We start from the raw sequence: 13,109 nt of genomic DNA, 5'->3' as shown, positions 1-13,109 counted from the left end.
AATGTAATAATCATTAAAAAAGTCGCAGCCTTTAATCAATAAAGGCTGCGATTTTATTTTTCAGTTTTTTTAAGAAATCTAGTTGAAGTTAGTTTTAATAATCAATTCTGAGAGTTCCGCACTGACAAAATCTATTGGCATTATTCCGTAAGTTCCCTGTGGGCTGTTCTGAAATAAAGTTTTAAGTTTAGGATTAATAGTATTGGAAACTGTTGGAATACTGGGAATTCCAAATATTAAGGGTTTGTAACCACTTGTAAAATTAATAAAAAGTTTACTGCTGGTATCATTTTTAGCCTCATTGTAAAGAGCAGAAATCTTATTCCATTTATCATCATTATTACTTACCTGATAATAATCCTGAACTTTTAATGAAGCATTGGAATTATTGATTTCAAAGGTTGTATTATCTGCCCATGATGTAGCATCAATTCCTTTAGCTGTTTCTGCTGAAAACCTTCTTAGTAATTTTATTTTTCCTCTCACAGATCCTAAAGTAGGAATATGAGTTCCAAGATCCCATCTTGAAGGGTTTTTCTGGATGTAAGAATCGAATGTTTTCTCAAAGGTTCTTGTTGTATTCGAAGCATTATATTCTTCTTTTACAGACATGATGATGGCCTCTGTAGGATGACTGTCTAAAAATGAGTAGCATGCATTAAGAACATCATCAAAATTTAAATTCTGATAAATAGCACCATGATGGATAGCAAAAGAATTATCAATATGTCTGCAACGGACATCCAGAAAACGGACTCCTGCATTGAGTTGCTCGCTGATGGTAAGGTTTTGGGTCTTTGCCGTACCACTGTTCGAAGGAACCTCTCTCATTGCTCCTGAATCGTGAGTGCCGGGGATAGAAGTTTTAGAAAGGGAAGTATTATCCTCTAATCCGGACATCCAGTTGCTGATACCAATAGTGGCCAGAGTAACTTTACCGGTATTCTTTGCCTGAATACTGAAGTTCTTATCATCAGAGTTCATAGCGGTTAGATTTTCTGAACATGAAGAAAGCATCGTTGAGGTAGCTGTAATACCGAGAAGGAGAATCGCAAGATGTCTCACATTAAATTTGGACATAGTTTAAGTATTTTTATTTAAACCTAAAATAAGCATATATCTATTATAAGGGAGTTAAATGAATTTTAATAGATAATTAAGTTATGATGTTTAAATGTAGAAATTCTCCTAAAAGGCAAAAATTACAGAATTGCTGAAATTGCAAAAATCGTCTGTTTTCTAAATTAACTTGAGTATTGTATTGTCCATATAAACACAAAACGACGATCTGATGAAAGGACCGTCGTTTTGTGTTGTCGTTTGAAATATTCTTTACATTACGATATAAGAATTGTGGAAAGATCTTTCCAGAACATGGGATACGATTTTTCAACCACATTTTCTTCCTCTATTGTAAGCTCTTTGATCAGGCAGAATGGAGCAAAACTCATGGCCATCCTGTGATCCTGATAAGTTTTGATCGAGATATTTTCTTCCGGTTCTCCAAAACTCACTGATTTGATTGTGAAATCTGTAATTTCAGTGTCGGTTCCTATTTTTTTTAGTTCGTTATATAAAGCTTGTAGTCTGTCTGTTTCCTTAACCCTTAAGGTGCCCAGACCTGAAATGTCGAAAGGAATTTTTAATGCAGCTGCCGTTACACAAAGAGTTTGCGCAATGTCGGGGCAGTCGTTCATATCCAGTTCAATTTTTTCCGGAAAAGAAAAGTAAGGGTCAGCCTTTAAAGTAATTTTATGTTCTTCTTCCGAAAAAGTCGTTGTAATTCCAAAGAACTTCTCATAGATGTTTGCTATTGCAGAATCTCCCTGAGTGGATTGTTTATAGAAGCTTTTCAGATGAATAGTTTTTCTTCCCAATGCACAGATAGAGTAGAAGTACGAAGCAGAGCTCCAGTCACTTTCTACTTCATAATGGATAACAGAAGATGGGTTTGCAAAAGGTTCTACTTTAATCACATTGCCTGTAAAAGTAGCTTTAATGCCAAATCTGGTAATAATATCAAGCGTCATTTCAATATAAGACCTCGATGTGATATCCCCGACAAGATTGATCTCCAAACCATTTTCCAGCTTCCCTGCAATAAGAAGTAAAGAAGTAATAAACTGGCTGGAAATATTGGCAGGAACATTCACCACAGATTGTGTAATCCTCTTACCCTTAATTCTTAAAGGAGGAAAACCTTCGTTCTCCATATATTTAATATCTGCTCCCAGATCACGCAAAGCGTTGACCAGGTTTTTGATAGGCCTTTCTTTCATTCTTCCGGATCCGGTTAGGATAGTATCCCTGCCCTCGAGGATAGAAAAATATGAAGTAAGAAAGCGCATGGCGGTTCCGGCATGATGAATGTCCACCACTTCAGAATTTTCTGATAAGGCTTTCGTAAGCATTTCTGTGTCCTGGGAATTGGAAAGATTTCCGATTTGTATGTTATTAAACAGGCTTTCCAAAATCAACAAACGATTCGAAATACTTTTCGAACCGCTGATTTGTATGGTTTGATCTCCTTCTAATTTTGATTTCTCTAACTTCATTATTTCTATAGGTTTCAGATTTAAGTCATCAGATTTCAGACGGTTATTGTCTGTTATCATCAACGTAGTCTCTGTTTCAATTTTATTATTCTGATAAGATTCAGTCTTTTAAAAGCAGATGATAAGCTAAGTAAAGTCCTTTGTATATATTATATCTGAAATCTTTACTTCAGTTTTTCATTATTCTGATGTCGGTCTTTATCGCGATCCGTTTTTAGCTTCATTTTTTTGTCGAAAGCTTCCTGTAGATTTACCCCTGTTTGATTGGCAAGGCATAAGGTTACAAAAAGGACATCCGCCAATTCTTCACCCAAATCTTTACTTTTGTCACTTTCTTTTTCACTTTGCTCACCATATCGCCTCGCGATAATTCTGGCCACTTCACCTACCTCCTCTGTCAACATTGCCATATTGGTAAGTTCATTAAAATAACGGACACCAATTGTTTTTATCCATTCATCAACCTGCTGTTGTAAATTCGTTATTTCCATTACTGATAAGCTCCAAGAGTTGGTTGGGTAGTTCTCGATACATTGGCTATATCTGTTGGAACCGTTGCTGCTACTGCAACATTTCCTTTATTTTTAGCCGGGGAGGTAGTCTTAACTCTTAAATTCTGATGAGCAATAAAATAATTGACAAATTGCGGGTCTTCATTTTTTAAACTCTGAATGACATTAGTATTGCTGTCAAAGTTAAAGCCGGCTTCCGAAGTGTTTGAATACTTTAGCAGGCAGTTTTGGAACTGAAAATTAAATAACTGTCCTGGAGTTTGTTCAAAATTAATTGAATTATCCCTGTCGGAATACACAATACTGTTTCTCACATTAAGCTGTAATGCGCCTTGTTCTGTTTGCCCAGCATCATTTTTCCACTCATTGGTAGCAAAAATTCCGTTACGGTTGGAAGAAGAAAGCGTTTTCGAATAATTGGCTATGGTAGCATGTGTATAGTTATGGTTTCCTCCTTTAAAAATACCTATTGCAGATTCCCCGCAGTTATTCATAACAAGATTTTTTCCATTCACTGTTGAATTTACAGCATATATACCATATTCCTGAAATGTATGAATAAATGAATTGCTGATTGTGGCATTCGTTTGCTTCATCTCCAGTCCTCTTGTTCCTCCGAAAAGTCTTCCGTAATTCATATTGAGGGTAGATCCTGCTTCCATACGGATTGAATTCCAGTTTTTAGGAATAGTATCATAGTACGGATCATTCCTGTCACCCCGAAGAACAACCTCATTGTTCAAGGTTCCGTTTATATTTAATGTAGCACCTGTGCCTACTTTCATTCCGCTGTTTTTATGGAAATATACTTTAGTTCCGGGTTGAATATCCAGGGTAACATTCGGATTTATCGTAAGGTCACCATAAATAATCTTCGCTTTTGTGTTACTCCAGGTTGTATGATTACTGATCACATTAGGGTTGGTTGGAGTCTGGATAAAGAATTCAGCATCCTGAACAACAGAAAATAAAGTGACATGCTGTTGTCCCGCTGGACTTGTAAATATCACACGGTCTTCAGCAATAGCCTCCGGACCGGTAGCTTGTGGGGCAATTTCAACAAAAATATAAAGACTGTCTTTTTTTCTCAGGGGAACATCTTTAAAATCGTATCCTGCCTTTCCGTCTACATTGATTTTATATAAAGAAGCTGCTCCTTTTTCAAGATTAATTCTGGGAATAGAAATATCTTTGTCTTCATTATTATATACTTTTACAACATAAGTTTCAGAGCGGACCTGGTGATAAACCGTATCACAAAACACAGTGTCCCTGGAAAATCTTAATTGCTGTGAAGGAGCATCAAAGCTGATATCATCTTTATTACATGATACCGCTATCAGAAGCATCCAGAAAGAAAAAGCCAGTAATAATTTGAATTTCATCGAAATTAAAGTTTAATATAGATTCCAAATTTAACGAAAATACTTTAAATTTCTTATCAAGAAAAAAATATTGGACTAGCTATTTGGATATTAGAAAAAATATTGTATTTTTGCAGCCTAAAATTAGCAGAGAAATATCCATTACTATTTCGAAAGCAAACTTTAATTTTTTTAAAAATTGTATTATGAAAAACGGAATTCACCCAGAAAATTATAGACTTGTTGTTTTCAAAGATATGAGTAACGACGAGGTGTTTCTTTGCAAGTCTACTGCAGAAACAAAAGACACTATCGAGTATGAAGGACAAGAGTACCCTTTGATCAAAATGGAAATCTCTTCTACTTCTCACCCTTTCTACACTGGTAAAGTAAAGTTAGTAGATACTGCTGGTAGAGTAGATAAATTTATGAACAAATACAAAAAATTCGCTAAGTAATTTTTTGACATTTAAAGATATTAAGGTCTTCCAAAATTTTGGAAGACTTTTTTTATGAGGTGAGATTCTTTTTAGGAGCTTTTTCCCGCTATCCACTCTTACTCCTCACGCCAGGGCAAATCCAATACTTGTTGCGGGGTATCCGCTTCTATCGGGGCTAGATTAATTAATAATAAATGATAATTGATAAATGATAAACAGTTGTCAATATTATAAATTAACAATCATATTTTTACAAAAGCCTACAAGGATTCATGAAACAAATGCAAAAATCTGTATGAATCTGAGAAGATCAGAGATCTAAAATATAATATAAAGTAAGTAATTAACAATACTCACTTTGACCATTTTAAAAACAGATTTCTACCGAAATTGCAGAGGTCATTTATTAAAAGATAAGATCAGCACGCTCGCACTTCATACCTCGGATCCCGCATCCCCGAAATACCTTTTCTGATTTCTCATATGTTTTTGTATTTTTGTTCTGAGTAGAAATAAGGAGCTCATATCCGGAAAACAACACCACAAGTACGGTATTACTTCCAGTTTCAAGCCTTTGATTTCTAACTTCTAACCTCTAACTTCTTAAAAATGCAATTAGTATTTTCAGATGCACAATATTGGGAAGACTTTCTTCCCCTTACTTTTACCCGCCCCATTGCAGAAATGCGTTGCGGAATCCTGACATTTTCAGAGAGATGGCAGAAATTATTGGAAAACTCTGAAATTTCCTATTTCACAGAAAATTACCTTCAGGAAAAATTTAAAAACCCGGAAGAAAAAGAAAGTCTTTTTCTCGTTACTAATTTTCTACCTACTGAGCAGGTCCTGCAACAAATAAAAGACCTTAAGCAAGGTGAAGCTTTAGTATACGAAGACGAATTGATTGCGGCAAAAATCAATATGAAGGAGTTTTCCCTGAATCAGATTGAAAAAATGACTGATATCAAAGAAGAACTTGTTTTCTTTAAAAAACCTAAAGACCTGTTTACCTATAATCATAAGGCGATTGATTTTGACTTTGATCTCCTTACCAAAGGAAGAACCTCTCAGGAACTTTCCTCCACCAATGGATTCTTAGGAGATAAAAAAGATTTATTTATTGAAGAAGGGGCACAGATAGAATTTTCAACACTCAATACAAAGACCGGAAAGATTTATATCGGAAAGAATACGGAAATAATGGAAGGCTGCCATCTTCGTGGTCCTATTGTCCTTTGTGATGATTCTAAATTTAATCTGGGGGCAAAAATTTATGGTGCAACCACCATTGGACCTCAGTGTAAAATAGGAGGAGAGGTTAATAATATTATTGTATTCGGGTATTCCAGTAAAGGTCATGAAGGATTTGTCGGAAACTCGGTAATCGGGGAGTGGTGTAATTTTGGAGCGGATACCAATTCGTCAAATATGAAAAATAACTACGGAACAGTAAAATTCTGGAGCTACAGGACGAAGGCATTTGAAGATACAGGATTACAGTTTGCCGGGCTGATCATGGGAGATCATTCCAAGACAGCAATCAATACCCAGCTGAATACAGGAACTGTAATTGGTGTTGCTTCCAATATTTTTAAAGAAGGTTTTCCTCCTAATCTCATAGAGAATTTTTCCTGGGGTGGATTTAAGGGAGATGAACGATTTAAATTGGATAAAGCTTACGAAGTGGCAGAAAGAGCAATGGCCAGAAGAAAAGTGGCTCTCACAGACGAAGATAAGAGGATTTTAAGATATATTTTTGACAGCTATTAATCCTGATTATAAAAAAAACTTCATTTTTTTGAAGTTTTTTTATTTTGTGATGTAATAGAATTTAATTTTTGATTGTCTTACTCATAGAAACAAAACTTATGACCCAAGAGACCTTTAAGAATACGGTGTTTATTCTCAAAAACGAGATGTATCGTTTTGCGAAGAGGTTTGTCATGAGCAGTGATGAAGCAGAAGATGTGGTGCAGGATCTTATGGTAAAGTTTTGGCAGAAAAGAGAAGAACTGGAGCAATTCGGAAATTTAAAATCCTATGCATTAAAATCCGTTCGGAATGAATGCCTTAACAGATTGAAGCATCATGATGTGAAGGCTGGTTTTGCAGATATGCAGATTCACCGGTCGGAACTTTACAGTATGGATATTAATAACCTTAAAGAACATATTATAGGATTTATTAATGAACTTCCTGAAAAACAAAAGATGGTTATCCATTTGAAAGATGTAGAGGAATATGAAGTATCTGAAATTTCAGAGATGCTGGAAATGGAGGAAAATGCAGTAAGAGTCAATCTTATGCGTGCAAGACAAAAAGTAAAAGAACAAATCTCACAACTGATGAATTATGAACAACGATCAATTTCAAGATAAGTACGACGAAATCTTCCGTGGTATGAAGGAAGAAAAGATGAATTGGGATTTTGAAGATTTTCTTCAAAAAGCAGAAGGTATAGATAATGATGATCATAAGATCATTCCTCTGGAAAAGAAAAAACCTTCTTTCCCCAAATGGTTCTGGATGGCTGCAAGTGTAGTATTGCTTGTAAGTGCAGGATTGATCTTCAATTACTACCAAAATGTTCCGGTAGCAGACCAGTCAAAATTGGTAGAAAACCAGATCAAGCAACAAAAGCAGGATTTCATTGAAGAAAATCATGAACCAGAACGGCAGGTCGCTGTAAACAGTGCAGACAGTATTGCAGCAATAAAAAGTGATTCTGTCTTTCAGAGAAACACAGTTGCGGAAAAAGATGTTCTGGATGAGATTCTTCCTAAAAGAGGAAGACTGAAAAAAGAAGTAAGACCAAAATTTACAGATAATTCTTCTTATAGAAAATTGAATGTTGCTTCGAAAGATTCTACAGGCTACAATAACAATTATGTTATTGTAAACGGAAAAAGGATCGATAATGTTGAAGAGGCTATTAATGTGACTAAATATTCATTTCAAATATTTGCAAATAATGTTAGCGAAAAGTTAGTACAGCCAAAAGTAATGGATGATAACTATTAACAAAAAAAGAGATTACTCCCTGATCAGGTATTAATTATCAGCTTAAAATTAAAAATTGACTCATGAAAAAAATATTGATAATATTCGCACTTGCCTTCTCCCACTTCTTTACAGTATATGGGCAGGATGACAAATTCGATAAACTTTTTGAAAAATACCAGCAGGTAGAAGGTGTAACTTCTATTAAAATTGCAAAACCCATGTTTGGGATGCTTAGCAGCCTGAATATCGATGATTCTCAGCTGGATCAGATCAAACCATTATTGACAAAGATTAATGGATTAAAGATTCTGATTACAGAGAGCCCTGAAAACGTAAACTCTCCGGGAGGTAAAAAAATACAAAGTAATATCTCCCAGATCAATAAAGATATTTCTACCTATTTAAATAACCTGAACTATAGCGAAGTGATGAGCGTGAATAGTAAGGAAAGCAAAATAAAATTTCTATCTTCAGGAGCAAAAGAAGGAATATTGGATGATGTCCTGTTGAGTATTGACAGTGGTGATGGCGGGAATGTTTTAGTAATGCTGGATGGGAAACTATCAATGGATGATCTCAGTAAGATTATAAAATCCAGTGAAACAAAAGTAAGCTCGAGTACCAATACTACACGAAGCAGCTTTACTTCAGAGAGTAGTACTTCATACCTTAATGGTGAAGCAAGAAATGTGGGTGAGTTCTCAGGAATTCAGGTGAGCACGGGAGTAAATCTCGTTTATAAGCAGGAAAGCCCGACAAGTGTAAAGGTTATTGCAGATGCGGATAAGCTTCAATATGTAATCACCAAAGTAGAGAATGGTATTTTAAAAGTTTATGTTGACAATAAGGGCGAACGAAATGTCAGATTTAAAAACTTAAGTGTAAATGTTTCTTCTCCAAGAATGAGTAGTGTGAAAGCATCTTCCGGAGCAAACTTTACAGCAGTAAATCCGGTAAAGGAGAACCGTATGGATATTGATGCTTCATCAGGATCTACAATCAAAGGAAAATTTAATGTTTCTGGTACCACAGACGTGAGTTCTACTTCAGGAGCCAGTATAAAAATAAGTCTTAATACTTCGTCCGTCGTTGTTAAAGCTTCAAGTGGGTCAGATACCATACTTGAAGGGCAGGCAACTTCCGGAGTTATTGATATAAGCAGTGGTGCATCTTGTAAAGCAGAAAACTTAAGATTAAGTGAATTGGAAGTGGAATCTACATCCGGATCCAGTCTTACCATCAATGTAACGGATAAGCTTAAGGCTAAAGCATCTTCCGGAGGATCCATTAAATATAAAGGAAATCCGAGAATTGACTCCAATATCAGTAAGGTTTCCGGTGGAAGTCTGAGATCCATAAACTAAACCTGATGACCATGAAAAACTTACGAACCATTTTGCTTGCAGCTTGCACGGTATTTTTGCTTCAGTCTTGTGTAGTATCACACAAACCTAATATGGAATTCTTTTCGGACTCAGGCTATGATTTTAAAGGAGCAAAGTTTGAAAGCGTCAATGTACCCATGTTCCTGGCAAAACCTTTTATCAGAAAAGCATTAAAAGAAGAAGAGGATGGTGAGGCTACCGCTCAGTTGGTAAAGAAAATATCAAAAATAAAAGTATTGACGGTAGAAAACGGAGATCAGGAGATGTTAGCAGATTATGCAAGATATCTTAATAATAACAATTATGAAGACTGGGCGACCATAAAACATAATGGAGATAATGTAAATGTTCGTGTAAAGCAATCCGGGGAAACCATAAAAAATATGCTGATCACGGTAAATTCAGATAGAGAATTGGTATTCGTGGATGTAAAGGGGAATTTTACTCCGGATGATATTTCAAAATTCATTAATTCAGCTTCAGATAAATAATTTATTTTTAACAATAAATTATTTACATGGAAAAATTAATCAGAGAAGTGCGCATGCTGAAGATATATGCAGCATCGCTTACAGTAGCTTTTGTTTTGTTGTTTTTACTGGCTTTTAAAAGCAGTAATGACCATCAGAGGTTTGAGGAAATTGATGTTGAAAGAATTAATATTGTCGAAAAAGACGGAACACTCAAAATGGTAATCAGTAATAAAAAACGACAGCATCCAGGATTACTGAATAACAAACCTCTTAAAGCAAGAGAAAGGGAAGCCGGACTGATTTTCTTTAATTCTTTAGGTGATGAATGTGGAGGATTGGTATATGATGCCGATGAAAAAGGTTCAGGAATGGTATACTCTGTAGACCAGAGGAAAACGGATCAGATCATGCAACTTCAATATAGTGAAGGTATTGGGGCGGATAAAAAAAGATCATACGGACTCAAACTTTGGGACAGACCGGATGATTTCCCGCTCGAAAAAGTAATAAGGTTTGATGATTCTTTACAAAAGCTTAATGACCCAATAGCGCTGAAGAAAGCTTTTGCCAAATTGAAAGAAGAAGGAAAATTGGGGAGTGAGCGTTTTTTCGCCGGAAAAACAGCGAATGGCGATGTAGGACTTTTTATACGGGATGATAAAGGACGCATACGTCTTAAGATCTATGTAGATAAAAACAACCAGACGCATATAGAGAGTGTCGACGAAAAGGGACAGCTCACGGCTAAATAAAAAATATATTATATTTAGTTCATATAACTCATTTTATTTTGTGCAAACCGCTTTTTATATAAGGGCGGTTTTTTGATTTAACTTATTGATTATTAATTTTTATTTAAACTATTAAAAAGGATTTTCATATCTCACTAAAATAGCCTAATTTTGCAAAGAAAGTAAAGATGTCTATTCATAACAAAATTGTAGAGACAGCCATCACTTTCGATGACGTTCTTCTAGTCCCTTCTTATTCAGAAGTTTTACCTAACCAGGTATCATTAAAATCAAGACTTACCGATAAAATTACCCTGAATGTTCCGATAGTATCTGCTGCGATGGACACAGTTACTGAAGGCGATCTGGCTATTGCATTAGCAAGAGTTGGTGGACTTGGTTTCATTCACAAAAATATGACGATCGCAGAACAGGCGGCACAGGTAAACCGTGTGAAACGTTCTGAAAATGGAATGATCTCTGATCCAGTTACCCTTTCAAAAGATCATACTTTAGCTCAGGCTAAAGAAATGATGTCCAAATATAAAATTTCTGGTTTACCAGTTGTAGATCCGAATAATGTTCTTATTGGGATCATCACAAACAGAGATGTTAAGTATCAGGAAAATCTTGATATGAAAGTTGAGGAGATCATGACGAAAGAAAATCTGATCACTTCCGATAAAAACACCAATCTTGAAAAGGCTAAAGAAATCCTTCTTAAGAACCGTGTTGAAAAACTTCCTATTGTAGACAAAGACAATAAATTGGTAGGATTGATTACGATTAAAGATATCGACAATCAATTGGAGTATCCTAATGCGAATAAAGATCAGAATGGCCGCCTTATTGTGGGTGCCGGAGTAGGAGTAGGAGAAGATACCATGGACAGGATTGCAGCGCTGGTAAAGGCAGGTGTTGATATTGTAGCGATTGATTCGGCTCATGGACACTCCAAAGGAGTTTTAGATAAGATTTCTGAGATCAGAAAAGCATATCCGGATCTGGATATCGTGGGAGGAAATATTGTAACTGCTGAAGCAGCAAAAGATTTGATCAAAGCAGGAGCAAATGTTCTTAAAGTAGGTGTTGGCCCGGGTTCAATCTGTACAACCAGAGTAGTAGCAGGAGTTGGGGTTCCTCAGTTATCTGCGATATACAATGTGTACGATTATGCTAAATCTAAAAATGTAGCGGTAATTGCTGACGGTGGAATTAAACTTTCTGGGGACATTGTAAAAGCTATTGCGAGTGGGGCAGGAGCGGTAATGCTTGGATCTCTTTTAGCAGGAACTGATGAAGCTCCGGGAGAAGAAATTATTTTCCAGGGTAGAAAGTTCAAGTCTTACCAGGGAATGGGAAGTCTTTCGGCAATGAAAAGAGGAGGAAAAGAAAGATATTTCCAGAGTGAGGCTAAAAAATTCGTTCCTGAAGGAATTGAAGGTAGGGTTCCCCACAAAGGAAAACTGGAAGATGTAATTTTCCAATTAACCGGTGGACTTAGAGCAGGAATGGGTTACTGTGGAGCAAAAGATATTGAGGCTTTACAGAAAGATACAAAAATGGTCATGATCACAGGAAGTGGATTGAAAGAATCTCATCCGCACGATGTGATTATCACACAGGAAGCTCCTAATTATTCCTTATAATTGTAGTAATAAGATTAATATAAAAAAAATACGGCTGGCTCATTATTGAGCCAGCCGTATTTGTAATTTAATAATTTGAATAAAAGGAAAAATTACTGTGCAATACAAGATCCTGGTGGAAGATCTGCTATTCTTCTGCAACCGCCAGGTCCACAGCAGAAAAACTCTGCATCACCACAGCCGAAATTAGGTAACTCAGCATTACACATTTTAAATCCTCCCTTAATTGTTTTCAAGCTTTCTCTTGAAATTTTTTTTGAATTTTTCATAATAAGTTAATTGTTTTAGGTTTTGTACAACGTATCAAATGTAAATTTTTTTTTCACAATTTGAATGAATTTCTTAAAAAAAGAGAGTTACTAAGGAAAATAATAATTTAAAATTCAATTGTTCTATGCGATCATTTCAGTGAAGAAAATATATGATATTCCTCAATATGGCTTTTATCCAAAATCTATTCGGAAATAGTATCGTTAAACTAAGAAATTAGGTCAATGAATGAATCGTACGTTCCGTCATAATCTTCCCATTTTTGCCCATTGACGAAAAAAGATGGAGTTCCGTTTACTCCACTGCGTACACCGCCTTCAAAGTCAGCCTCAATCTTTGCCTGAAGTTCTTCGGTGTTAATCTCATTTTCGATTTTATTCACATCCAGTTTCAGAACTTTTACACACTCTTTGAGTAGTGCTTCGTTCAATATATTTTGGTTGTCATAGATGAGGTCGTGCATTTCCCAGAATTTTCCTTGTTTTCCTGCTGCCTCGGCAACTGTTGCGGCTGCCATGGCATATTCATGGGCATCAGTCAAAGGAAAGTTCCTGAATACAAATGCTACATCATCACTGTTTTCCTGAACAAATCTTCTTATTAAAGGAAAAGCATGACCACAATAAGGACATTGATAGTCACCATATTCTACTAAAACTATTTTCGCGGTATCTGGATTTCCCTGAACGTGGTCGTTAGGACCAATGGGAATTCTTAAAGTAGACAT

Annotated in this window: 14 protein-coding genes; 8 read left to right on the top strand and 6 right to left on the bottom strand. The window is 35.8% G+C overall.

Going from position 1 to position 13,109, the window contains the following annotated elements:
* Positions 1 to 78 precede the first annotated feature (78 nt).
* From G9C87_RS10945 to G9C87_RS10930, 4 genes are all read right to left on the bottom strand, one after another.
* Positions 79 to 1,080 carry a phosphatidylinositol-specific phospholipase C gene (locus tag G9C87_RS10945; protein ID WP_228457000.1) on the bottom strand — a complete coding sequence of 334 codons (1,002 nt, stop codon included), beginning with the start codon at positions 1,078 to 1,080 and terminating at the stop codon, positions 79 to 81.
* A 257-nt stretch (positions 1,081 to 1,337) separates the two neighbouring features.
* A complete protein-coding gene (locus G9C87_RS10940) occupies positions 1,338 to 2,615 on the bottom strand; it encodes a 3-phosphoshikimate 1-carboxyvinyltransferase (RefSeq protein ID WP_410499183.1) in 1,278 nt (425 codons plus the stop codon).
* Positions 2,616 to 2,719: 104 nt separating this feature from the next.
* Entirely contained in the window at positions 2,720 to 3,046 is a 327-nt protein-coding gene (locus G9C87_RS10935; protein WP_172280945.1) for a nucleotide pyrophosphohydrolase, read from the bottom strand.
* Positions 3,046 to 4,452 carry a hypothetical protein gene (locus tag G9C87_RS10930; RefSeq protein WP_172280944.1) on the bottom strand — a complete coding sequence of 469 codons (1,407 nt, stop codon included), beginning with the start codon at positions 4,450 to 4,452 and terminating at the stop codon, positions 3,046 to 3,048. Before G9C87_RS10930 ends, G9C87_RS10935 begins: the two co-directional genes overlap by 1 nt.
* A 185-nt stretch (positions 4,453 to 4,637) precedes the next feature.
* Between G9C87_RS10930 and G9C87_RS10925 the strand changes: the two genes are divergently transcribed.
* The 8 genes from G9C87_RS10925 (at position 4,638) to guaB (ending at position 12,112) form a co-directional block, all read left to right on the top strand.
* Complete coding sequence (locus tag G9C87_RS10925; protein WP_002976190.1) at positions 4,638 to 4,889, top strand: type B 50S ribosomal protein L31; 252 nt, start codon at positions 4,638 to 4,640, stop codon at positions 4,887 to 4,889.
* A gap of 591 nt (positions 4,890 to 5,480) precedes the next feature.
* Positions 5,481 to 6,641 (top strand): GlmU family protein, encoded by a 1,161-nt coding sequence (locus G9C87_RS10920; RefSeq protein ID WP_172280943.1) that lies wholly within the window; start codon positions 5,481 to 5,483, stop codon positions 6,639 to 6,641.
* Between the two features lie 98 nt (positions 6,642 to 6,739).
* Positions 6,740 to 7,249 (top strand): RNA polymerase sigma factor, encoded by a 510-nt coding sequence (locus G9C87_RS10915; protein ID WP_172280942.1) that lies wholly within the window; start codon positions 6,740 to 6,742, stop codon positions 7,247 to 7,249.
* Entirely contained in the window at positions 7,224 to 7,892 is a 669-nt protein-coding gene (locus G9C87_RS10910) for a hypothetical protein (protein WP_172280941.1), read from the top strand. The genes G9C87_RS10915 and G9C87_RS10910 overlap by 26 nt, the downstream gene beginning before the upstream one ends.
* 62 nt (positions 7,893 to 7,954) lie before the next feature.
* Positions 7,955 to 9,238 carry a DUF4252 domain-containing protein gene (locus G9C87_RS10905; protein ID WP_172280940.1) on the top strand — a complete coding sequence of 428 codons (1,284 nt, stop codon included), beginning with the start codon at positions 7,955 to 7,957 and terminating at the stop codon, positions 9,236 to 9,238.
* Between the two features lie 11 nt (positions 9,239 to 9,249).
* Positions 9,250 to 9,750 (top strand): DUF4252 domain-containing protein, encoded by a 501-nt coding sequence (locus tag G9C87_RS10900; protein WP_172280939.1) that lies wholly within the window; start codon positions 9,250 to 9,252, stop codon positions 9,748 to 9,750.
* Positions 9,751 to 9,776: 26 nt separating this feature from the next.
* Positions 9,777 to 10,484 carry a hypothetical protein gene (locus G9C87_RS10895; RefSeq protein ID WP_172280938.1) on the top strand — a complete coding sequence of 236 codons (708 nt, stop codon included), beginning with the start codon at positions 9,777 to 9,779 and terminating at the stop codon, positions 10,482 to 10,484.
* Between the two features lie 167 nt (positions 10,485 to 10,651).
* Complete coding sequence (guaB, locus tag G9C87_RS10890) at positions 10,652 to 12,112, top strand: IMP dehydrogenase (RefSeq protein WP_172280936.1); 1,461 nt, start codon at positions 10,652 to 10,654, stop codon at positions 12,110 to 12,112.
* A gap of 92 nt (positions 12,113 to 12,204) precedes the next feature.
* Here guaB and G9C87_RS10885 read toward each other — a convergent pair whose 3' ends face one another.
* Together G9C87_RS10885 and G9C87_RS10880 are read right to left on the bottom strand one after the other, a co-directional pair.
* Positions 12,205 to 12,381: a bacteriocin-like protein gene (locus G9C87_RS10885; RefSeq protein WP_172280934.1), complete on the bottom strand. Its 177-nt coding sequence runs from the start codon at positions 12,379 to 12,381 to the stop codon at positions 12,205 to 12,207.
* Between the two features lie 209 nt (positions 12,382 to 12,590).
* A complete protein-coding gene (locus G9C87_RS10880) occupies positions 12,591 to 13,109 on the bottom strand; it encodes a DsbA family protein (protein WP_172280933.1) in 519 nt (172 codons plus the stop codon).

Source organism: Chryseobacterium sp. LAM-KRS1 (genome assembly GCF_013184525.1).
In the GTDB taxonomy this organism is placed as follows: domain Bacteria; phylum Bacteroidota; class Bacteroidia; order Flavobacteriales; family Weeksellaceae; genus Chryseobacterium; species Chryseobacterium proteolyticum.
This window is presented reverse-complemented; position numbering and strand designations above follow the sequence as displayed.